Origin of the sequence: Leucobacter sp. OLIS6 (assembly GCF_002752355.1) — a bacterium.
GTDB lineage: Bacteria > Actinomycetota > Actinomycetes > Actinomycetales > Microbacteriaceae > Leucobacter.
In genome coordinates this window covers 57338-78285 of the sequence record NZ_MRAV01000018.1, presented here as the reverse complement: position 1 = coordinate 78285, position 20948 = coordinate 57338, and the positions used below count along the sequence as shown (strand labels likewise).

The window sequence follows — 20948 nt, the reverse complement described above, 5'->3', positions numbered from 1 at the left end:
TGTCGGCATCGTGGATGTGTATAAGAGGCGGGAGCGGGGACAGGGCGGGGCAGACCGGGCTCGTGGACTAGCGCGCCCCGTGCGATCCGCGCGGCGATCCCGAGCGCTGGTCGAGCAGGTGCTCCAGCAGCGGATCGAGGACGGCGAGGCCGTCGCGCACCCCGCCGGGGGAGCCCGGGAACGTCATGACGAAAGCGGAGCCCGCAAAGCCGGCGACGCCGCGGGTGAGCGCGGCGTTCGGCAGGCCCGCCGCCGTGCCTCGGCGACGTAGTTCCTCGATCAGACCGGGCAGGCGCACGTCGAGCAGCGGATCGACCGCCTCGGGGGTCGCGTCGCTCGGCGAAATCCCGGTGCCGCCGGTGGTGAGCACCGCGTCCGCGCCCTCGGCGAGGGCGCGGGTCACGGCCTCCGCGACCGGGCCGCCGTCGGCGACGACGACCGGGTCGGGCGTCTCGAAGCCGCGCTCGCGCAGCCAGGCGACGATCACGGGGCCCGTTCGGTCGGTGGCCTCCCCAGCCGCCGCGCTCGTCGAGGCGACGATCACGCGTGCGGTGCGCGGGGTCTCGGGTGCGCTCACTCGACGCTCCAGTCGCCGCTCTTCCCACCGGACTTCGCGAGCACCCGGGTTCCGGTGATGACGGCCTGCTTGTCGACGGCCTTGATCATGTCGTAGAGGGTGAGCGCGGCGACGCTCGCAGCGGTCAGCGCTTCCATCTCGACTCCGGTGACGCCGCGGGTCGTCACCGTCGCGATGATCCGCACGCGGTCCTCGCCCGGTTCGAAGTCGACGGCCAGTTTGGAGAGCGGCAGCGGGTGGCAGAGGGGAATGAGCTCCCAGGTGCGCTTGGCGGCCATGATCCCCGCGATGCGCGCGGTGCCGAGCGCCTCGCCCTTGGGCAGCTCGCCCGCGACGAGCAGTTCGATCACGTCGGGTCGGGTCTCGAGCACGGCCTCGGCCCGGGCGGTGCGCTTGGTCACGGCCTTGTCGCTCACATCGACCATGTGGGCGCTGCCGTCGGCTCGGAGGTGGGTCAGCTCCGCGGGTGCGTCAGACATCGAGTCTCCAGACTTCGATCGTGTCGCCGGCGTCGAGGTGCTCGACTCCGACGGGGACGTGGGCGAGGATCTCGGCCGCCGCGAGATCGGCGAGCAGGTGGGAACCGGGCGCCGTGACGTGCACCCGGCCCTGCGCGTCGATCCAGCCGCGCCGCACCTGGTGCTTCGCGGCAGGGGAGTCGAGCGCGTGCGCCAGCTCCCGCTGCTCCACCGGCAGTGAGGCGGTGCGGCCTGCGGCGGCGCGGAGCGCGGGGAGGAGGAACATCTCGGCCGAGAGCCAGGAGCTCACGGGGTTCCCGGGGAAGCACAGCGCCGGGATCCCGGCGGCCGGACGGCTCGCGCCGCCCGGTTCCGGGCGCAGGAGCCCGGCGCCCTGCGGGCCGCCCGGCTGCATCGCGATGCCCGTGAAGTCGACTCCCGCGCCGGCGAGGGCCTCGCGGACGACCTCGAACGCGCCCATGCTGATGCCGCCGGAGGTGACGAGCAGCTCGTGCGCGTCGGCCTGCTCGGCGAGCAGCGCGCGCAGCGCTTCGGGACGATCGGGGACCCGCACCGCGGTCACCTCGGCGCCGGCCTCCCGCAGCGCGGCGGCGAGCATCGGAGTGTTCGCGTCGCGGATCCGGCCGGGCTCGAGCGCCGCGCCGGGATCGACCACCTCGTCTCCGGTCGTCACGAGGAGGATCCGGGGCCGGGGACGCACTGCGACCTCCGCGACGCCGGCGCTCGCGAGCAGGCCGATGCGTGCGGGCGTGAGCCGTGTGCCGGCCGGGAGCAGCGGGCTCGCCGCGGGCAGGTCGGAGCCGGCCGCTCGGACGAACTCTCCGCGGGGAGGCGCGCTCGCGAAGCGGACGGTCCCCGTGGGATCCGGGTCGCCTGCACGGCTGAGCACGGTGAAGCGCGCCGGGTCGGCTCGCTCGATCGGGACGACCGCGTCGGCGCCGATCGGGATCGCCGCGCCGGTCATGACCGGGGACGCCGTGCCCGGGAGGTGCACGATGGGGGCATCGCCGGCCGCCGTCGTCCGGCCGATCGGGAGTTCGACCGGCGCGCTCGCGGATGCGCCCGCGAGATCGGCTGCGCGCACCGCGTAGCCGTCCATCTGCGAGTTGTCGAAGGGCGGCAGCGGATCCCGCGACGCGAGCGACTCGGCGAGAACGCGACCGACGACGCTCGCATCCGAGATCGCTCGCACTTCGGGGTCGGTAGCTGCGCGCCGCGCGAGGGCGGGCGCGAGCAGCGCATCGACGATGCGCCGGTGGTCGGCGACCGAGCGCATGCTCATCCGCCCGCGAACGCCGGGAGCACGTCGACGGTGCCGCCCGAGATCGGGCCGCCGTCGCGCCGCACGGTACCGTCGACGAGGAATGATCCCGTGCGCAGCACGCGCTGCATCGCGTCGCCGTAGCGCTCGATCAGGCCCGCGCGCAGGGCGTCGAGGGTGGGGGCCGAAGCGAGCTCCCAGCGCTCCTCCTCGAGCCCCGATGCTTCGGCCGCGGCCGCGAAGTATCTGACGGTGATCCCGGACATGCCCTCATCGTAGCGGTCGTGGCGGGGCGCGCCCGGGGCGCGAGCGGCTCGTAGAATGGCGCCATGGAATCGCTCGCAGGCGCACGCCCCGCCCCGCTCGTGGCCCCGGCTCCCGAGCTCTCGGCCGCGGCTGCGGCCCGTGCGCGCCGGCAGATCGTGCTGCCGGGCTTCGGCGAGGAGGCACAGCGCCGGATCGCGGCCGCGCGCGTGCTCGTGATCGGGGCCGGCGGGCTCGGCTGCGCCGTCGTCCCGTACCTGGCAGGCGCCGGCATCGGTCGCATCGGCATCGTCGACGACGACGTCGTCGAGCTCTCGAATCTGCACCGCCAGGTCGCGCACACCACGGCCGAACTGGGACGCGCGAAGGTCGACTCGCTCGCCGAGACCGCGCTCGGGATCGATCCGGGCCTCGTCATCGATCGGCACCGCACGCGACTCACCGCCGCGAACGCGCTCGCGCTGCTCGCCGACTACGACCTGGTGATCGACGGCAGCGACAACTTCCCGACCCGCTACCTCGCGAACGACGCGGCCCAGCTCAGCGGGATCCCGCTCGTGTGGGGCGCGATCCTGCAGTACTCGGGGCAGCTCGGGGTCGCCTGGCACGCGTACGGTCCGGGGTACCGTGACCTCTTCCCGCAGCCCCCGGCGCCCGATACGGTGCTGGACTGCGCCGAGGGCGGCGTGCTGCCCGGCCTGTGCGGCACCGTCGGATCCCTGCTGGCGACCGAGGCCCTGAAACTCATCACCGGGATCGGCGATCCGCTCATCGGCCGCGTGCTGCTCTACGACGCGCTCGCCGCGCGCACCCGCGAGCTGCGCATCAACCGGGATCCGCTCGCGGATCCGGTCACCGGGCTCGTCGACTACGCGCTGTTCTGCGGCGTCGCGCCGAGCGAGGAGCGCGCCGGGGGAGCGACGCCGCTGAGCGCGTCCGAGCTCGTCGAGCGTCTGCGCTCGGGCGTTCCGCCGCGGCTCGTCGACGTCCGCAGCGCCGAGGAGCGCGCCGAACGACGGCTGCGGGATTCGGAGTGGGAACCCCTCGACCGGATCGTCTCGGGCGCGGCTACGCCCTCGGGACCCGTCACGATCTACTGCGAGCGGGACCCGCGCTCGGTGCGGGCCGCCGAGGCGCTGCTCGCGCGCGGCAAAACCGAGGTGTCGTTCCTGCGGGGCGGCATCGACGAGCTCGCGCGCCTCGCCCCCGACCTCATCGAGCGCGGCGGCTGACCGTTCGCCGCTCGACCCGTCTCCCGCCAACGAATCCTCCGGAGGATCCATGACACTCCCGTTCGCACGCATCACTGACGCGCCCATCGATGAGGCGGCGGTGCGCGCCGCGGTCGAAGCCGCCGAGTGCGGTGCGGTGGTCATGTTCCACGGGATCGTGCGCGATCACGACGGCGGACGCGGCGTGCGGGCGCTCGACTACCGCGCGCACCCGGACGCCGAGCGGTTCATCGCGGAGTGCGTCGTCTCAGAGGCCGAGGCGAGCGGACTGCGGCTCGCCGCCGTGCACCGCGTGGGCGAGCTGCGCATCGGCGATGCCGCGCTCGTGGCGGCCGCGTCCGCACCGCACCGCGCCGAGGCGTTCGCCGCGATCGAGCGACTCGTCGAACGGATCAAGCACGAAGTGCCGATCTGGAAGCGCCAGCACTTCGCGGACGGCGTGACCGAGTGGGTGGGGCTGTAGACCTCGGAGCCGGCTAGCCGCCGATGTAGGACATCTCGATCCGCTCGCGATCGTGCGAGACCTCGGGCGGCAGCGCCGCGCGCAGCTCGGAGTAGCGGTCGTCGCGCCGCGCCCAGACGCCGGCGAGCGCGTCGCGCAGCTCGGCGTCGTCGCAGCCGCGGCCCTGTTCGTCGGATCCGCGCAGCAGCGCACGCAGGTCGGTGCCCTGCGAGGCGAACAGGCAGGTGAAGAGCTTGCCGTCGGCCGAGACCCGTGCCCGCGTGCAGCTGCCGCAGAATGCGCCCGTGACGCTCGAGATCACCCCGATCTCGCCGGATCCGTCGCGGTACCTCCACCGCTTCGCGGTCTCTCCCTCGCGGCTCGCGTCGACCGCCTCGAGCGGGTGCGCGGCGTCGATGCGGCGCACGATCTCGGCCGAGGGGACCACGTCGTCGAGCACCCAGCCGTTCGACGACCCGACATCCATGTACTCGATGAAGCGGAGCGTGTGACCGCTCGCGCGGAAGTGCTCTGCGAGCGGCACGATCTCGTCGTCGTTCACGCCGCGCTTGATCACGGCGTTCACCTTGACCGGGCCGAGGCCCGCCTCGGCGGCGGCGGCCATGCCGTCGAGGACCCGCTGCACGGGGAAGCGCACGTCGTTGATCGCCTGGAACCGGCCGTCGTCGAGCGAGTCCACCGACACGGTCACCCGGTCGAGACCGGCGGCCTTGAGCGCCTCGGCCTTCACCCGCAGCGCGGAACCGTTCGTCGTCATCGCGAGGTCGGGCTTGCGTCCGTCCGGCGTGCGCAGTTCGGAGAGCCGGCCGATGAGCGCCTCGATCCCGCGACGCAGCAGCGGCTCGCCGCCCGTGAGCCGGAGCTTGTCGACGCCGAGGTCGACCGCGGCGGAGGCGACGCGCACGATCTCGTCGAAGCTGAGCAGTTCGTCCCGCTCCATGAACCGGTAGTCCGCGCCGAAGATCTCCTTCGGCATGCAGTAGACGCAGCGGAAGTTGCAGCGGTCGGTCACCGAGATGCGGAGGTCGCGCAGCGCCCGGCCGCGGGTGTCCGGAAGCCCGGTGGACGGCAGCCGGAGTGCGCGCGGCGCGAACGCCCGAGCGCTCGCTCCGTCGGCTTCGGCGTTGCTCGTCATCCTCCCATCCTTGCACCCGGGGGGAGGAAGCGCCTCCGCGAGTCAGTCGGCGGTGCGTCCGCGCACGAGGACGAGCGCGATCACCGCGACCGCGATGAGGATCAGCGAGAGCGCGAGCGCGGTGTCCTGCGTCACCCCTGCGCCGTTGAACGCCGTGTAGATCGCGAGGGGCACGGTGCGGGTGGTGCCCGCGGCATTGCCCGCGAACAGGGCGGTCGCGCCGAACTCGCCGAGCGCGCGCGTGAAGCAGAGGATCGTGCCCGCGGCGAGGCCCGGTCCGATCAACGGCAGGGTGATGCGGAACAGGATCGTGAACGGCCCGGCCCCCTGGGTCTCGGCCGCTTCGGCGTACTGCGGGTCGAGCTGCCGCAGGGATCCCTCGACCGAGATGACGAGGAACGGGAGCGCGACGAAGACCTGCGCCAGGACGACCGCGAGGGTCGTGAACGGGATCCGGATCCCGACGCTCAGGAGCGCATCGCCCAGCACCCCGCCCCTGCCGAGCAGAGACAGCAGCGCCAGACCGCCGACCAGCGGGGGCAGGACGAGCGGCAGTGTCACGATCGCGCGCAGCAGCGCGGCGAGCCGGCCGGACGCGCGCGCGATCACGATCGCGAGCGGCACGCCGAGCACCAGGCAGATCGCGGTCGAAGCCGCCGCGGTGCCGAGCGAGAGCAGCAGCGCGCTCCTCGTCTCGGGCGCGACGAGGGTCGCGGGCAGCGCCGCCCAGTCCATGCGCGTCAGCAGAGCGAGCAGCGGGAGCAGCAGAAACGCCCCGCCGAGCGCTGCGGGGGCGAGCAGCCCGGCGGGGATCGCCGCCCCGCGCGACCGGTTCATGCGGGGCTGAACCCGAGCTTCTCGAGCAGCGACTGCGCCGCGTCGGAGCGCAGGTACTCGGAGAACGCCTTCGCGGCCTCGGCGGACTTCGATCCCGTGATCGGTACGACGAGGTACTTGCCCGCGGCTTCCTCGGCTCCCGGGATCGAGACGCCGGTCACCTCGGTGCCCGCGCGCATCACGTCGGTGCGGTAGACGAGGCCGGCGTCGGCTTCGCCGGCGCGCACCTTCGTCAGCACGGCGGTCACGTTCTGCTCCTCGCTCGCGGGCGTCAGCGAGACCTCGTCGCGGTCGAGCAGCTGCTTCGCCGCGTTGCCGCACGGGACCTCGGGTGCGCAGATGACGGTGACGGGCTTCTTCCCGTCGGCGCCCGCTTTGGCGAGGTCGCTCAGGGTCTTGATGCCGAGGGGATTGCCGGGAGCGACCGCGATCTCGAGCCGGCTCGTCGCGAACGAGACGGGGTCGCCGTCGGCGAGCTTCGCGTCCACGACCTTCTGCATGTTCTTCGCGTCCGCCGAGGCGAACACGTCGACGGGTGCGCCGCCGATGATCTGGGTCGCGAGCACTGACGAGCCGTCGAAGGCGGTCTTCTCGAACGTCACACCGGGATGCAGCTCGGTGAAATCGGCCGTGAGCTGCTCGAACGCGGGCTGCAGCGACGCCGCGGCCGATACGGTCAGCGCACCCGAGACCTCCGCGGTCGCGCTCGGCTTCGCGGATTGGCTCGCCTTCGGTGCGGGCTCCGACGCGCAGCCGGCGAGCAGGACGAGCGCGGTGAGCGCGCCCGCCGCGAGGCCGGCGCGTGCGATGCGGCGGCGGTTCCGGTTCATGGGGTTCTCCTCTGCGCGCTGCGGGGCTCGGGCCGTTCGGCCTCGATGATCACGGTCGTGGCTTTGACGATGGCGGTAGCGCGCGAGCCGATCTCGAGCTCGAGGTCGTCGAGCGCCTCCGAGGTCATGAGCGAGACGACGCGGTTGGGGCCGCACTGCAGCTCGACCTGGGCCACGATGCCCGAGCGCTCGATCGCGGTGACGATCCCGGTGAACCGGTTGCGGGCGCTGCGGCGGACTGGCTCGTCGTCACCCGCGTGCGGGGCGAGGTCGAGGGCCCGCCGGGCGAGGGATGCACCCGAGACGGTGCGGCGTCCGGCGTCGTCCGTGCCGGACTCGAGGATCCCGTCGGCCGCCCAACGGCGGATGGTGTCATCGCTGACTCCGATGAGCCTAGCGGCATCGCTGATCCGGTAATGCGTCACGATCGTCAGTGTATCGCCGCAGATGCGTGACGTGTCCAGCCCTGGTTCCGCAGGTGAGAAAACGGTGCCTCTCGGCTTCCGTGTCGCTCGTCAGGGAATGCTTGACGCGGCTTCCGCCGGACGGATAGCTTCCAGGTAGGTCGAGTGCCCGCCGTGCGGCGGGCCCGGTGGGGCAGAACCGGCGCGCCGGTTTCCTGCCCCTCTTCACGCAGTGCAGCGAGGGGAGAGGGTGCCATGAGCAGCGTTGGACTGCTGTACGTCGGAGCCGTTCTGTTCATCAACGGACTGATGCTCATCGGGGTGGTGCCGGCCAAGGCCGCGGCCGCGATGAACCTGTTCGTCGGGGGCATGCAGGTGATCTTCCCGACGCTGATCATCCTGCAATCGGGCGGTGACCAGGCCACGATCCTCGGGGCGTCGGGCCTGTACCTCTTCGGCTTCACCTACCTCTATGTCGCGTGGAACACGCTCACGGGGGCCAGCGGCGAGGGGCTCGGCTGGTTCTCGCTGTTCGTCGCCGGCTGCGCGGTGGTCTACGGGATCCTGCAGTTCACCCTGTTCGACGATCCCGTGTTCGGGGTGATCTGGTTCGCATGGGCGGTGCTCTGGTTCCTGTTCTTCCTCGTGCTCGGCCTCGGCCGCGAAGGGCTCGGTCTCACGACCGGCTGGTTCACCCTGCTGCTCGGCATCTTCACGGGAGCGATCCCGGCCATGCTGCTGCTGACGGGCGGCTACGTGACCGGCACGGTCGAGGGAGTCGTCGCCGCGGTGATCGGGGTCGTGCTGTTCGGGATCGCCTGGGCGCTGGGCCGCCGGAGCGGGATCTCGCAGGAGGAACGGGTCGTCGCCCCCGCGGCCGCGGCCGGAACGGAAGGGATCTGAGATGCCGAGCTACAGCTACCGATGCGACGAGGGATGCCGCTTCGACGCGATCTACCCCATGGCCGAGGTGCCGAGCGAGACGGAGTGCCGCAGCTGCGGCGCGACCGCCCGGCGCGGGATCACCGCACCGCACCTGTCGGTCGCGGGCTCGTCCGCCTACCAGCTGATCGATCGCACCGCGCGGAGCGCGCACGAGCCGCAGGTCGTGGACCGGCTGCCCGGTCGCGGCCCCGGCGCCGCGGTCCAGCGGACGACGCAGAACCCGCTGCACGCGAAGCTGCCGCGGGCCTGAACCGAACGGATCCCGAAACCCGAACACCAGCCCGAACACCCGGCGGCGACGGCGCCGTCGACCGACAGAGAGAAGCAGGTAGAAACCATGCCGGAGCATATTTTCAAGCTCGACTCATCGAAGAAGTTCACCGAGCAGGAGAAACTCGGCCACAACCGGTGGCATCCCGAGATCCCGCCCGTCGCCACGGTGAAGCCGGGTGACAGCTTCCGCGTCGACTGCCGCGAATGGTTCGACGGTGCGATCAAGAACGACGATTCCGCGCAGGACATCCTCGACGCGCCGCTGCTCACCGTGCACACGCTGAGCGGCCCGTTCCGGGTCGAGGGCGCGCAGCCCGGCGACCTGCTCGTCGTCGACATCCTCGACGTCGGCCCGATCCCGCAGGAGGACTCGGGACCGCTCGCCGGCCAGGGTTGGGGCTACACCGGCATCTTCTCCCGCAACAACGGCGGCGGCTTCCTCACCGAGCAGTTCCCGGACGCGTACAAGGCCGTCTGGGATTTCGCCGGTCAGACCGCGACCTCGCGCCACGTCCCCGGAGTCTCGTTCACGGGGATCATCCACCCCGGCCTCATGGGCACCGCGCCCTCGGCCGGACTGCTCGCGACCTGGAACAACCGCGAGGGCGCGCTCATCGCGACCGACCCCGACCGGGTGCCGCCGCTGGCGCTCCCTCCCGAGGCCGAGCACGCGATCCTCGGCGGTGTGCCGCGCGACCAGTGGGCGCGCGTCGGGTCCGAGGCCGCCCGCACCGCGCCGCCGCGCGAGAACGGCGGCAATCAGGACATCAAGAACTTCACCAAGGGCTCGCGGGTGTTCTACCCCGTGTTCGTCGACGGCGCGAACCTGTCGATGGGCGACCTGCACTTCTCGCAGGGCGACGGCGAGATCACGTTCTGCGGCGCGATCGAGATGGGCGGGTTCATCGACCTGCGCGTCGACATCATCAAGGGCGGTATGGAGACCTACGGGGTCTCGGAGAACGCGATCTTCATGCCGGGCAACGTGGAGCCGAACTACAGCCACTGGCTGGCGTTCTCGGGCACCTCGGTCACGCTCGACGGTGAGCAGCGATACCTCGACTCGCACCTGTCGTATCAGCGTGCCTGCCTGCACGCGATCGACTACCTGACGAAGTTCGGGTACAGCCCCGAGCAGGCGTACCTGCTGCTCGGAGCGGCCCCCATCGAGGGGCGCCTCTCGGGCGTCGTCGACATTCCGAACTCGTGCTCGACGGTGTACCTGCCGGTCGAGATCTTCGACTTCGACGTGCGGCCGAGCGCGGCGGGACCGTTCCAGATCGATCCGGGCATCGGAGCGCCGAGCGCCGCGAACAGATAGACGGGGGAGAGGGAGGAGCCGCGGGCTGAGGGGAGTCCGCGGCTCCTTCGCTGTGCGGGGAAGGATCCTGCACGGGCTTGCGAGCGTCGTTCCCCGATGGTTGAGCGAGCGTCCCAAGGCCATCCAGCGCGAATACCCCGCCGTCATCCTGCGCGAGCTTGCGAGTCGCAGGATCTCACTCCCACTGTTCCGAGAGATCCCTCCACTCCGGATTCCGTTTCTCAATGAGATCGATCTTCCACTGCCGTCCGCGATTCTTGAGCTTCTTCTCGACAGTGATCGCTTCGGCGATGCTGGCGCCTTCGACGAACCAGACCAGCCGGGTGAGGCGGTACCTGCTCGTAAATCCCTGTCCGGATCCGCTTCGGTGCTCCGACAGGCGGCGGTGCAGATTCCCCGTCACGCCCACGTAAAGGGTTCCTCGTGGTCGGTTCGTCAGGATGTACACGTACGCGGAGCGTGTCACGAGAGGACCGATCCGGGGCTGGTGAGATCCTGCGACTCCTTCGTCGCGCAGGATGACGGCAGAGCTCTGTTCGTCGCGCAGGGTGACGGCAGAGCTCTGTTCGTCGCGCAGCGGTGTTCATGAAGCGGCATCCTCGAACCGTACGGGGGAGGCGCTGATCCATGTCAAGCGATCCGGCGTGAAAGACGCGAGCCCGTCATCCTGCGCGACGGAGGAGTCGCAGGATCCTGCGACTCGCAAGCTCGCGCAGGATGACGCGGGTGAGTGACTCGCGCGGGATGACAAAGCAGCGAGCTCGCGCAGGATGGCGATTCGGTAGGCTCGCTCAACCAACGGTCCGGGGCTCAACCGGCGGGGACCGCTACACGACCACCGGGCGGCCCACGCCGACGGGGGTCGACGATGGCTCCATCCGGATCACGATCGCCTTCGACACGGGGGTGTTGCTCTCGAGCGCGGTGCTGTCGAGCGGAACCAGCACGTTCGCCTCGGGGAAGTACGCCGCCGCGCAGCCGCGGGCCGTCGGGAACGCGACGGTGCGGAACCCGCGCAGCACTCGGTCGGGCTCATCCTTCCATTCGCTGAAGATGTCGACCGTCTGCCCGTCTTCGAGGCCCAGCTCGGCGAGATCGTCGGGGTGGACGAAGATCACCGAGCGTCCCTTCTTGATGCCGCGGTAGCGATCGTTGAGGCTGTAGATCGTCGTGTTGAACTGGTCGTGCGAGCGCATGGTCTGCAGCAGCAGGCGTCCCGGCGGGCAGTCGATTGGCTCGAGCTCGTTCACGGTGATGCGCGCCTTGCCGGTCGCGGTGTCGAAGCGGCGCTCATCGCGCGGCCCGTTCGGCAGGACGAAGCCGTCGCGGGTACGGGTCTTCTCGTTGTAGCTCTCGCAGCCGGGCACGACGTGCGAGATGTGCTCTCGGATCACGTCGTAGTCGTCGATCATGCCGAGCCAGTCGATGCCGTGACGGTCGCCGAGGGTCGCGTTCGCGATGCCGCCGACGATCGCGACCTCGGAGCGCACCTGATCGGAGATCGGCGGGATCTGGCCATGCGACGCGTGAACGGCGCAGACCGAGTCCTCGACGGTGATGTACTGCGGGCCGGTGAGCTGCTCGTCGACCTCGGTGCGGCCGAGCACCGGCAGGATCAGTGCTTCCTCGCCCGTGATGACGTGCGAGCGGTTGAGCTTCGTCGACAGCTGGATGCTGAGTTCGGTCTTGCGCATGGCCGACTCGGCGAGGTTCGTGTCGGAGATGGCGCCGAGCAGGTTGCCGCCGAGGCCCATCCAGACCTTGATCTTCCCCTCGTCGAGCGCGCGGATGCCGTTGACCGCGTCGACACCGTGGTCGCGGGGCGGTTCGAAGCTGAATTCGGTGCCGAGCGCGTCGAGGAACGAGTCGGGCATCTGCTCCCACACGCCCATGGTGCGGTCGCCCTGCACGTTGGAGTGGCCGCGGATGGGGGAGGCGCCGGCGCCCGGCTTGCCGATGTTGCCGCGGAGCAGCAGCAGGTTGATGATCTCTTTGATCGTCGCGACGCCCTGACGCTGCTGCGTGATGCCCATGGCCCAGGCGATGATGACCTTGTCGGAGCTCAGGTAGCGGTCGGCGAGCTCGTCGATCTCGGCCTGCGAGAGCCCGGTCGCCTGCTCGACCTCGCGCTCGTCGACCTGCGCGATGTGCGCGGCGAACGCTTCGAAGCCGTCGCAGTGGCGCTCGATGAAGTCGCGGTCGAGCACCGTTCCGGGCGCCGCGGCTTCAGCGGCGAGCACGCGCTTCGAGATCGCCTGGAGCAGGGCCATGTCGCCGCCGGAGCGGATCTGGAGGAACTGGTCGGCGATCTGCGTCGGCTTGCCGACGTAGCCGCTCACGCGCTGCGGGTCCTTGTAGCCGATGAGGCCGGCTTCGGGCAGCGGGTTCACCGCGACGATCCGGGCGCCGTTCTCCTTCGCCTCCTGCAGCGCGGTCAGCATGCGGGGATGGTTGGTGCCGGGGTTCTGGCCCATGATGATGATCAGGTCGGCCTCGCCGAAGTCGTTGTAGGCGATCGTCGATTTGCCGATCCCGACCGAGTACTGCATGGCCGTGCCGGTCGACTCGTGGCACATGTTCGAGCAGTCGGGCAGGTTGTTCGTGCCGAGCACGCGGGCGAAGAGCTGGTAGAGGAACGCGGCCTCGTTCGAGGCGCGGCCGCTCGTGTAGAACGAGGCCTGGTTCGGGTGCTCGAGCCGGTTCAGATGGTCGGCGACGATGCCGAACGCCCGATCCCAGCTGATGGGCTCGTAGTGGTCGGAGTCCTTCGCCTTGTAGACGGGCTCGACGATGCGGCCCTGCATGCCGAGCCAGTACTCGGTCTTGTCCTCGAGCGAGGTGAGCGAGTGCTCCTGCCAGAAGGCGCGCTCGATCTTGAGCGGGGTGGCCTCCCAGGTGACCGCTTTACCGCCGTTCTCGCAGAACTCGGCGATCTTGCGGTGGCTCGGGTCGGGCCACGCGCAGCTCATGCAGTCGAAGCCGTCCTTCTGATTGATCTTCGTCATGAGCTTGACCGTGCGGCCGAGGCCCATCTCGAGGATCGCGGGCTCCATCGAGTGGAACACGCCGCCCATGCCTGCCGCGTAGGTCTTCGGTTCGGTGACCTCGATGTCGGCGTCCGAGAAGTCGTCGCGCGGTGCCTTGGGGGTCATGGTCGACCTGCTTTCTGCAGCGGTGTGCGGCTCGCGGGCGTCTGGGCCCGCGGCTCGTCGGGGTCGTCCGCGGGGGCGGACGTGTTCGTGATGCGGTCGGGGCGGGTGTAGACGACCATCGACTCGCCGCGGAGGAACCCGACGAGGGTGAGGCCCGCCTCCTCCGCGAGTTCCGCGGCGAGCGACGAGGGCGCCGAGACAGCGGTGAGCATCGGGATCCCCGCCATGAGCGCCTTCTGCGTGAGTTCGAAGCTCGACCGGCCCGAGACCATGAGTACGCAGGAGCGCGCCGGAACGAGGCCGTGCATGAGCGCCCAGCCCACCACCTTGTCGACGGCGTTGTGCCGGCCGACGTCCTCGCGCAGCACGAGCATCTCGCCCGTCGCGCCGTCGAACAGCGCTGCGGCGTGCAGGCCTCCCGTGCGCTCGAACACGGCCTGCTGTGCCCGCAGCTCGTCGGGGAACCGGACGATCTCGGACGCGTCGATCGTGAGCGGGTCGCTCGCGACGTCGAAGCGGGTCTGCGTGCGCACCGCGTCGATGCTCGCCTTGCCGCACAGACCGCAGGAGCTCGTGGTGTAGAAGTTGCGTTCGAGGCTCGGGTCGGGCGGCGCGACGCCCGGCGCGAGCGCGACGTCGAGCACGTTGTAGGTGTTCTCCTCGCCGTCGGCGGCACAGTGGATCGCGGCCGCGAAGTGCTCGGCGTGGTGGATCACGCCCTCGGAGACGAGGAAACCGGCGGCGAGCTCCACGTCGTGCCCGGGAGTGCGCATCGTCACCGCGAGGGGCTTGCTCGCGACCCGGATCTCGAGCGGTTCCTCGACCGCCAGGAAGTCCGCGCGCCTCGACACGGATCCGCCTGCGGTGAGGCGGGTCACACGACGTCGAGCGGCGATACGGGACACGCTTCTTGGATAGCATCGAAACGAGGCGAGGGCAAGGCTGCGCGCGGAGGCGCAGCGGATGGCGAGGCGAGATGTCGGGCGGCGGAGCGGTCACCATGGAGGAGCACCTCCGCTGGATCCTGGAGCGGATCCCGCTGCTGCCCGTCCGCGAGGCCGCGCTGGCCGAGTCGGCGGGCCTCGTGCTCGCCGCCGATGTCGAATCGCCGCTCGACCTACCGCTGTGGGACAACTCCGCCATGGACGGCTATGCCGTTCGCGCCGCCGACCTCGCGGACGCGCGTGCCGACAGGCCGGTGACCCTGCGCGTGGTCGGAGAAGTCGCGGCGGGGAGCCCCGAGGATCCGGGGGTCGGGCCGGGCGAGGCGGTCCGCATCATGACTGGCGCACCGCTGCCGAGCGGCGCCGACGCGGTGGTGCCGGTCGAATGGACCGCTGGCGAGGACCCGGCGGATCCCTGGGCCGAGCACGAGGTGCGTGTGCTGCGTGCCGTCGGGGGCGGCGCGAACGTGCGGAACCGCGGCGAGGACGTCTCGGCCGGAGCTCCGCTCGCGCGTGCCGGTGACCGCTTGAGCGCCGCACGGATCGCCGGCCTCGCGGCGGCCGGGGTGACCCGGGTGCGCGTCCGCCCGCGACCGCGGGTCGCGATCCTCGTCACCGGATCGGAGCTCCGAGCCCCGGGGGAGCCGCTCGACCGGGGGCAGATCCCGGAATCGAACTCCGTGCTGCTGCGAGCGCTGCTCGCCGAGAACGGAATCGAAGCGAGCGAGGTGCTCGTGAGTGGCGACGACGCGGGCGCTCTCGCCGAGCGGCTCGAGCGGCTCGGCGCCTCGGTGGACGCGGTGATCACGACCGGAGGGGTCGGGCCCGGGCGCCACGACGTGGTGCGCATCGCCCTCGAGCGCGAACCCGGTGTCCGCGCGGTCCGGGTGGCCGTGCGTCCCGGGCAGCCGCAGTGCGTCGGCCGCCTGGCGAGCGGGGCCTGGATCTTCGCACTGCCGGGGAACCCCGTGAGCGCCGCGGTGAGCTTCGAGCTGTTCGTGCGTCCGGCCCTGCTGCACGTGCAGGGTCGGGGCGAGGTGGAGCGGATCCGTGTTCCCGCGAGGGCCGCAGCGGCCTGGCGCGGTGCCGCCGGGCGGCTCCAGGTGCTCCCGGTCCGGATCGAACCGGGCGGCGGCGGCCTCGTCTGCCGCCCCGCTGTGGATCCCGGAGGGGTATCGCACGCCGTCGGCGGGCACGGCACCGCCGACGGGTACGCGCTCGTCCCCGCGGGTCGCGGCGACGTCGCCGCCGGCGAGACCGTCGACGTGATCCTGGTGGACCGATGAATCAGGTCGGGATCGCGCTCGCCGCCGTCGTGCTGGCCGGAGGCCGAGGGACGCGTCTCGGCGGCCGGGACAAGGCGGAGCTGCGCCTCGGCGGCGAGCGCCTCGTGGATCGCGCGGCGGCCGCGGTGCGCGCCGTCGGCGCGGATCCGATCGTGGTGGTGGGGCCGGAGCGCGCGGCGGTGCCGGAGTGCGCGATCGTGCGCGAGGATCCGCCGTTCGCGGGGCCGCTGGCCGCGCTGGAGGCTGCGCTCGTCGCGCTGGACGGGGTCGCCGACGACACCTGGGTGCTGCTGCTGTCGTGCGATCTGGTGCGCCCTGATGCGGCGGTCGCCCGGCTGGCGCTGCAGGACGGTGCGCCGACGGATACGGAGGCGGTGGTGCTGCGCGACCCGGACGGACGGGCGCAGTGGCTGGCGGCGGGCTATCGTCTCGGAGCACTGCGAGGGGCGCTCGCGCCGTTCGCGGGCCGCACGGCGAATGCGCCGCTGCGTCGGGCGTTCGAGTCGGTTGCGGTCCGTTTCGTCGACGCGGACGCGGCGGAGGTCGTCGATGTCGACACCCCGGAGGACCTCGAGCGGGCCGAACGGTCGGTCCGCTCCGAATCACCCGAAACAGAGGAGCGAACATGAACGAGCAGAAGCGGCTTCCGCCGGAGGCACTCGACGCGTGGCTGGCGGCGGCCGCGGCGGAGCTCGGGGTGGATCCCGGCACGGTGTCGATCGGCACGGTGCTCGATGTCGCGCGCGATGTCGCGCACGACGTGGCGCGCCCCGCGGCACCGCTCTCGACGTTCCTGCTGGGCGTCGCGTTCGGGCGGCTCGGGGGCGAGGCGGATCCCGAGCGGCTGGACGAGCTGGCGGCGCTCCTCGTCGATCGTGCCGATGCCTGGAAGCAGGCGGAGGAATCGGGGGAGTGAGGAGGGCCGTGCACCGCGATGCGCGGCGCACGGCCCTGCTCGGCGGTGTCGGCCGCCCGCGCGTCAGTTGCCCATGACCTTCTGGAAGGCCTTGGTGTAGCGGTCGTCCTCCTGCGCGGTGAGGGAGCGCATGTCGAAGATGCGCTTCGACATCTCCTCGTCGGGGAAGATCAGCGGGTTGTCGGCGAGCTTGGGGTCGAGCTTCGCCATGGCATCGCGCGCCCCGGCGACGGGCGTGACGTATTGCACGTACTGCGCGACGCGGGCCGCGACCTCGGGCTCGTAGTAGTAGTTCACGAGCTCGTGCACCTGCTTGAAGGACTCGGTGGCCTTCGGCATGGAGAACGAGTCGATGAACACGGAGGCGCCCGATTCGGGCACGACGAACTTCCAGATCTCCTCGCCGGCCTCCTCATTGAGGATCGCGATGTCGCCCGACCAGCACATGCCGGCCCAGATCTTCTCCTGCTGCAGGTCCTGGGTGTAGGAATTGCCCTTGATGGTGGCGACCTGGCCCTTCGCGAGCTGCTTCTTGACGACGTCGAGCGCTGCGTAGAACTGGTCATCGCCCCAGACGTCGCCGACGATGTCGACGCCCTGCTCGAGCATGATGAGCCCGGTCGTGTCGTCCTGCTCCGAGAGCAGGTTGACCTTGCCCTTGAGCTCGGGCGCCCACAGATCCGAGACCCGCTTGATGCCCTTGGGGTAGAGCTTGGTGTTGTAGACCAGTCCGGTCATGCCCGCCTGGTAGGGGATCGACATGGTGCGGTCCGGATCGAAGGTCGCGTGCTTCACCAGGTCGATCATCTGCTCGCCGACGTTGGGCACGAGGCCGCGGTCGAACTTGCGCAGCTGGTCCTTCTCGACGAGGCGCACGATGGTCGTGTCGGAGGGGACGAAGACGTCGTAGCCGGTGTCCTGACCGAGGTGCAGCTGGTCCTTGATCTTCGCGATGAAGGTCTTGTTGTCGTCGATGTCCTCGTAGTATTCGACCGCGATGTCGGTCTTCTCCATGAAGTCGTTGAGCGTCGGGTAGTCCTTCGTCTTCTCGTCGAAGTCGAGATAGTAGGTCCAGTTCGCCCAGCGGATGGTGCCCTTGGAACCGTCGCCGTAGGTCTTCTTGCTCGAGCAGGCCGCGAGTCCGCTCGCGCCGAGCAGCGCTGCGCCGAGTCCGGCGCCCTGCAGCAGGCGACGGCGGCTGACGGGAGCCCGCCGGGCGCGCTGGACGAGCGAACGGATGAGCGGGTCCTCGGGAAGGGGATTCGGCATGTTCTTCTCCTTTGAAGTGCGTGCGTCCCCATCCTGGCACGCCGTGCCGTCCTGTCGGGCGAACAGCCTGTTCGGGGCGCTACCGCTGCGCGGACACAGTGTCGTGCAGCGCGCCGGCGATGGCAGGGGGCGCCGCGAGCAGCAGCGGTTCTCCCGGGGGCGTCCGATCGTCGACGCCGCGGAGCTCGGCGCCGGCCTCGCGCGCGATGAGCGCGGCCGCAGCGTAGTCCCAGGGCTGGAGCCCGCGTTCGTAGTAGGCGTCGAGACGCCCGGACGCGACCATGCAGAGGTCGTAGGCGGCCGATCCGAGACGACGGATGTCGCGGACGCGCGGCAGGACCCGGGCGACGACCTCGGCCTGCTCGGCGCGGCGCTCGGACGTGTATCCGAACCCGGTGCCGACGAGCGCGAGTCCCAGCTCCTGCTGCGCGGAGACGCGGATCGCGGCGCCGTTGCGGGTCGCACCGCAGCCCTCCGAGGCGACGAACAGCTCGCCGGATCGCGGCGCGCAGACGGCTCCCGCGACCGCGCGACGGCCGTCGGCGAACGCCGTCGGATCGGGCACGGTCGCCGCGATGCTCACCGAGAAGACCGGCAGGTCGTAGAGATAGTTGACGGTTCCGTCGATCGGGTCGACGACCCAGGTGATACCGGTCGTGCCGGAATCGCTCGCGCCCTCCTCGCCGAGGATGCCGTCGTCGGGCCTCGCCTCGCGGATGAGGGCCGCGACGAGGCGCTCCGCCTCGCGGTCCGCGGCGGTCACGACATCGGTCGCGCTCGACTTGGTCGCGGCGACGTCCACGCCGGCGTCGCGCAGCTGGACGATCCGCCGGCCGGCGGTCTCGGCGACGGTCGCGGCGATGCCGGCCAGTTCGGCGGCGAGAGCCGCGGAGACGGCGGGAGCGGGGGCGGGGTTCTCGGTCATGCCACGAGCCTATGTCGTGCGGTGCCGCCGCACCCGAGCGGCGCGGCGGCACGCGGCACGCGACCTACGAGCGGACCTCTTCGGCGAGCACGTAGGCGTCCTCGCCGTGATGACGGCCGTCGATGCCGTCGGCCTCGACCTCCGCCGGGACCCGGAGGCCGGTGACCCAGCGGACGGCGAGCGCGATCAGCAGGGCGACGACGAAGGAGTAGCCGGCGACCGCGACCACCGAGATCGCCTGCACGAGCAGCTGCCCGGCGTTCCCGCCGGTGAACAGGCCCGTGCCGGTCGCGAAGAAGCCGAGGTACAGGGTGCCCAGCGCGCCGGCGACGAGGTGCAGGCCGACGACGTCGAGCGAGTCGTCGAAGCCCAGCCGGTATTTGGCCTCCACCGCGACCGCGCAGGCCGCTCCCGCGAGGATCCCGAGCAGGATCGCCCAGATCGGCGCGAGGTTCGCGCACGCCGGGGTGATCGCGACGAGCCCGGCGACCGCACCCGAGCACGCGCCGACCGCCCCCGGTCGACGACCGCGCAGCGCATCGGTGGCGAGCCAGCCCATGATCCCGGCGGTCGCCGCGACGATGGTGTTCACCACGATCAGGCCGGCCTGCGCGTCGTTCTGCGCGGTGCCGGCGTTGAACCCGATCCAGCCGAACCACAGCAGGGCCGCGCCGATGGTGACGAGCGGCACGCTGTGCGGGCGGTGCGCCCCCGGGGCGAAGTCGATGCGACGGCCGGCGACGAGCGCGAGCGCGAGGGCTGCGGCGCCCGCGCTGATGTGCACGGCGGTGCCGCCGGCCCAGTCGATCACGTCCGCGGTGCCGAGCATGCCGCCCAGCTTCTGGATCCAGCCGCCGCCCCACACCCAGGCCGCCACCGGGAAGTAGACGAGGGTCGCCCAGAGACCGGCGAACAGCATCCAGGATCCGAGGCCGACGCGGTCGGCGATCGCGCCGGAGATGAGCGCGGTGCTGATCATCGCGAACGTGGCGCCGAAGCCGGCCGAGACGAACGACGCGGGATCGGTCGAGATGAACCCGAGATCCTTCAGCGGATTCCCCGCGAATCCCGGCGCCTCGCCGGGACCGAACACGGTCATGCCGTATCCGTAGAGCACCCAGAGGACGCCCACGAGCCCCATCGCGCTCAGGCTGAACATCATCATGTTCACGACGGATCGGACGCGGACGAGGCCGCCGTAGAACAGGGCGAGCCCGGGGGTCATCACGAGCACCAGCGCGGTGCTCGTTGCCATCCAGACGGCATTCGGTGTCATGTGGGCTCCGTTCGTTCCGCGGCGGCCGATTCCGCCGGTGGGAGCAGTGTGCGCGCCGGTCGTTGCGCATCGGTGTCGGGCGTGTTTCCCGCCCGTTACGATGCGGCCGCTCCGATGACGATCCTGTTTCGCGGGCGGAACGGCCGGGATCCTGCTAAGCTGTTCAGGTTGCCGTCCAACGGCCGCGGATAAAGAGAGCCCCAGCAGCAAGCTGGTGGCGCCGCGCAACAAGCGAAAGGGGACCCAATATGGCACTGCCTGCAGAGGTCAAGAAGGCGATCATCGACGAGTACGCGACCCACCCCGGTGACACCGGTTCCCCCGAGGTCCAGGTCGCGATGCTCACGCAGCGGATCAAGGATCTCACCGAGCACCTGAAGGAGCACAAGCACGACCACCACTCGCGTCGTGGCCTGCTGCTCCTCGTCGGCCAGCGCCGTCGTCTCCTGGGCTACCTCCAGAACGTCGACATCGCGCGCTACCGCTCGCTCATCGAGCGCCTCGGCCTGCGTCGATAGTTTCGGCTTCGGGGTCGGCATGCCGACCCACGACCCGGAAGGGCCCGTCACCTCGCGGTGGCGGGCCCTTCGTCGTTCCCGCGGCGCGGTTCGGGCCGGCGGATCCGGCCTCCGAACCGCGCCGGGGTCCTCGGGTCAGTAGGGGAACGCTGCCGAGAACAGGTTCACGATCAGGCTCAGCACCATCGCGGCCACGCTGATGCTCGCGCTCACGAGCGCGCCGATCGCCGCCCAGCGCCAGCGCTCCGCGTCGCGGAGGAGCACGCCGAAGATGGCGAGGCCGAGCGCCACGAGCAGCAGGATCGCCTGCAGGGTCTGCACGACCCCGGTCACCGGCGCGAGGCTCTGGCCCGAACTGAGGGCCGAGCGGTAGAAGACCGGTGAGAGGACGCTGATCAGGGTCGAGAACGCGACGAGACCGAGCGCGATGATCCCGGCCACGTTGAGACGGCCCTCGGACGCGGGCGGGGCGGCGGAGTACCCGGCCTGCGGCGGCGCGTACCGCGGTTGCGCGGCGGGCTGCCCAGTGTACTGCGGGGGAGCGTACTGCGGCTGCTGCGGCTGCGGTTGCTGCGGCGGGAGATTCTGCTGCGGAGTGCTCATATCGGAAAGCCTAGGCCACGGGCCGTTCGGGGCGGCGG

At 71.1% G+C, this 20948-nt stretch carries 24 protein-coding genes; 9 read left to right on the top strand and 15 right to left on the bottom strand.

Translation table 11 applies throughout. The annotated features are described in order from the left end of the window. Positions 1 to 67: 67 nt before the first annotated feature. The 4 genes from BMH31_RS15175 to BMH31_RS15160 are packed head-to-tail and all read right to left on the bottom strand — an operon-like array spanning position 68 to position 2583. Positions 68 to 577, bottom strand: coding sequence for a MogA/MoaB family molybdenum cofactor biosynthesis protein (locus BMH31_RS15175; RefSeq protein ID WP_099722655.1), 510 nt, complete (start codon positions 575 to 577; stop codon positions 68 to 70). Then, the gene (gene moaC, locus BMH31_RS15170; RefSeq protein ID WP_099722654.1) at positions 574 to 1056 is read right to left on the bottom strand and encodes a cyclic pyranopterin monophosphate synthase MoaC; all 483 of its coding nucleotides are present in this window, start codon (positions 1054 to 1056) and stop codon (positions 574 to 576) included. Before moaC ends, BMH31_RS15175 begins: the two co-directional genes overlap by 4 nt. After that, the gene (gene glp / locus BMH31_RS15165; RefSeq protein WP_241898325.1) at positions 1049 to 2332 is read right to left on the bottom strand and encodes a gephyrin-like molybdotransferase Glp; all 1284 of its coding nucleotides are present in this window, start codon (positions 2330 to 2332) and stop codon (positions 1049 to 1051) included. The genes moaC and glp (BMH31_RS15165) overlap by 8 nt, the downstream gene beginning before the upstream one ends. Positions 2333 to 2334: 2 nt before the next feature. Further along, positions 2335 to 2583 carry a MoaD/ThiS family protein gene (locus tag BMH31_RS15160; RefSeq protein WP_099722652.1) on the bottom strand — a complete coding sequence of 83 codons (249 nt, stop codon included), beginning with the start codon at positions 2581 to 2583 and terminating at the stop codon, positions 2335 to 2337. 63 nt (positions 2584 to 2646) lie between these two features. Here BMH31_RS15160 and BMH31_RS15155 point away from each other — a divergent pair, with 63 nt between their 5' ends. Together BMH31_RS15155 and BMH31_RS15150 are read left to right on the top strand one after the other, a co-directional pair. Beyond that, complete coding sequence (locus tag BMH31_RS15155; protein ID WP_099722651.1) at positions 2647 to 3813, top strand: ThiF family adenylyltransferase; 1167 nt, start codon at positions 2647 to 2649, stop codon at positions 3811 to 3813. A gap of 49 nt (positions 3814 to 3862) precedes the next feature. Next, positions 3863 to 4276 (top strand): molybdenum cofactor biosynthesis protein MoaE, encoded by a 414-nt coding sequence (locus BMH31_RS15150; protein ID WP_099722650.1) that lies wholly within the window; start codon positions 3863 to 3865, stop codon positions 4274 to 4276. A 13-nt stretch (positions 4277 to 4289) separates the two neighbouring features. Here the strand turns inward: BMH31_RS15150 and moaA are convergent, their stop codons facing one another. The 4 genes from moaA to BMH31_RS15130 are packed head-to-tail and all read right to left on the bottom strand — an operon-like array spanning position 4290 to position 7503. After that, the gene (gene moaA / locus BMH31_RS15145) at positions 4290 to 5411 is read right to left on the bottom strand and encodes a GTP 3',8-cyclase MoaA (protein WP_099722649.1); all 1122 of its coding nucleotides are present in this window, start codon (positions 5409 to 5411) and stop codon (positions 4290 to 4292) included. A 42-nt stretch (positions 5412 to 5453) separates the two neighbouring features. After that, positions 5454 to 6248 (bottom strand): ABC transporter permease, encoded by a 795-nt coding sequence (locus BMH31_RS15140; RefSeq protein WP_099722648.1) that lies wholly within the window; start codon positions 6246 to 6248, stop codon positions 5454 to 5456. Beyond that, positions 6245 to 7078 carry a molybdate ABC transporter substrate-binding protein gene (gene modA, locus BMH31_RS15135; RefSeq protein ID WP_099722647.1) on the bottom strand — a complete coding sequence of 278 codons (834 nt, stop codon included), beginning with the start codon at positions 7076 to 7078 and terminating at the stop codon, positions 6245 to 6247. Before modA ends, BMH31_RS15140 begins: the two co-directional genes overlap by 4 nt. Then, the gene (locus tag BMH31_RS15130) at positions 7075 to 7503 is read right to left on the bottom strand and encodes a TOBE domain-containing protein (RefSeq protein WP_099722646.1); all 429 of its coding nucleotides are present in this window, start codon (positions 7501 to 7503) and stop codon (positions 7075 to 7077) included. The genes modA and BMH31_RS15130 overlap by 4 nt, the downstream gene beginning before the upstream one ends. A 234-nt stretch (positions 7504 to 7737) precedes the next feature. Between BMH31_RS15130 and BMH31_RS15125 the strand changes: the two genes are divergently transcribed. The 3 genes from BMH31_RS15125 (at position 7738) to fmdA (ending at position 10021) form a co-directional block, all read left to right on the top strand. Beyond that, complete coding sequence (locus tag BMH31_RS15125) at positions 7738 to 8385, top strand: AmiS/UreI family transporter (RefSeq protein ID WP_099722645.1); 648 nt, start codon at positions 7738 to 7740, stop codon at positions 8383 to 8385. 1 nt (position 8386) lies between these two features. Next, positions 8387 to 8677: an FmdB family zinc ribbon protein gene (locus tag BMH31_RS15120; RefSeq protein ID WP_099722644.1), complete on the top strand. Its 291-nt coding sequence runs from the start codon at positions 8387 to 8389 to the stop codon at positions 8675 to 8677. 87 nt (positions 8678 to 8764) lie between these two features. Beyond that, positions 8765 to 10021 (top strand): formamidase, encoded by a 1257-nt coding sequence (gene fmdA, locus BMH31_RS15115; protein ID WP_099722643.1) that lies wholly within the window; start codon positions 8765 to 8767, stop codon positions 10019 to 10021. A 175-nt stretch (positions 10022 to 10196) separates the two neighbouring features. Here the strand turns inward: fmdA and BMH31_RS15110 are convergent, their stop codons facing one another. From BMH31_RS15110 to fdhD, 3 genes are all read right to left on the bottom strand, one after another. Next, complete coding sequence (locus tag BMH31_RS15110) at positions 10197 to 10469, bottom strand: GIY-YIG nuclease family protein (protein ID WP_199068110.1); 273 nt, start codon at positions 10467 to 10469, stop codon at positions 10197 to 10199. Positions 10470 to 10848: 379 nt separating this feature from the next. Continuing rightward, positions 10849 to 13173, bottom strand: coding sequence for an FdhF/YdeP family oxidoreductase (locus tag BMH31_RS15105; RefSeq protein WP_099722641.1), 2325 nt, complete (start codon positions 13171 to 13173; stop codon positions 10849 to 10851). Further along, positions 13170 to 14078 (bottom strand): formate dehydrogenase accessory sulfurtransferase FdhD, encoded by a 909-nt coding sequence (gene fdhD / locus BMH31_RS15100; RefSeq protein ID WP_099722640.1) that lies wholly within the window; start codon positions 14076 to 14078, stop codon positions 13170 to 13172. Before fdhD ends, BMH31_RS15105 begins: the two co-directional genes overlap by 4 nt. 95 nt (positions 14079 to 14173) lie before the next feature. Here fdhD and glp (BMH31_RS15095) point away from each other — a divergent pair, with 95 nt between their 5' ends. From glp (BMH31_RS15095) to BMH31_RS15085, 3 genes are read left to right on the top strand one after another with little or no spacing between them, the layout of a single operon-like run. Then, on the top strand, positions 14174 to 15403 hold the full coding sequence (gene glp / locus BMH31_RS15095; protein ID WP_099722659.1) for a gephyrin-like molybdotransferase Glp: 1230 nt from the start codon (positions 14174 to 14176) through the stop codon (positions 15401 to 15403). Further along, positions 15400 to 16032 carry an NTP transferase domain-containing protein gene (locus BMH31_RS15090; protein WP_099722639.1) on the top strand — a complete coding sequence of 211 codons (633 nt, stop codon included), beginning with the start codon at positions 15400 to 15402 and terminating at the stop codon, positions 16030 to 16032. The genes glp (BMH31_RS15095) and BMH31_RS15090 overlap by 4 nt, the downstream gene beginning before the upstream one ends. Continuing rightward, positions 16029 to 16319 (top strand): DUF6457 domain-containing protein, encoded by a 291-nt coding sequence (locus tag BMH31_RS15085; RefSeq protein WP_099722638.1) that lies wholly within the window; start codon positions 16029 to 16031, stop codon positions 16317 to 16319. Before BMH31_RS15090 ends, BMH31_RS15085 begins: the two co-directional genes overlap by 4 nt. Positions 16320 to 16382: 63 nt before the next feature. Here BMH31_RS15085 and BMH31_RS15080 read toward each other — a convergent pair whose 3' ends face one another. From BMH31_RS15080 to BMH31_RS15070, 3 genes are all read right to left on the bottom strand, one after another. Continuing rightward, entirely contained in the window at positions 16383 to 17588 is a 1206-nt protein-coding gene (locus BMH31_RS15080; RefSeq protein ID WP_099722637.1) for a spermidine/putrescine ABC transporter substrate-binding protein, read from the bottom strand. Between the two features lie 79 nt (positions 17589 to 17667). Further along, positions 17668 to 18513, bottom strand: coding sequence for an inositol monophosphatase family protein (locus tag BMH31_RS15075; RefSeq protein WP_099722636.1), 846 nt, complete (start codon positions 18511 to 18513; stop codon positions 17668 to 17670). 64 nt (positions 18514 to 18577) lie between these two features. Next, positions 18578 to 19789 carry an ammonium transporter gene (locus BMH31_RS15070; protein WP_099722635.1) on the bottom strand — a complete coding sequence of 404 codons (1212 nt, stop codon included), beginning with the start codon at positions 19787 to 19789 and terminating at the stop codon, positions 18578 to 18580. A gap of 248 nt (positions 19790 to 20037) precedes the next feature. On the opposite strand from BMH31_RS15070, the gene rpsO reads away from it, so the two are divergent. Further along, positions 20038 to 20307 carry a 30S ribosomal protein S15 gene (gene rpsO / locus BMH31_RS15065; protein WP_046453981.1) on the top strand — a complete coding sequence of 90 codons (270 nt, stop codon included), beginning with the start codon at positions 20038 to 20040 and terminating at the stop codon, positions 20305 to 20307. A 135-nt stretch (positions 20308 to 20442) separates the two neighbouring features. Here rpsO and BMH31_RS15060 read toward each other — a convergent pair whose 3' ends face one another. Continuing rightward, a complete protein-coding gene (locus BMH31_RS15060; protein WP_158234919.1) occupies positions 20443 to 20910 on the bottom strand; it encodes a hypothetical protein in 468 nt (155 codons plus the stop codon). Positions 20911 to 20948: the final 38 nt, after the last annotated feature.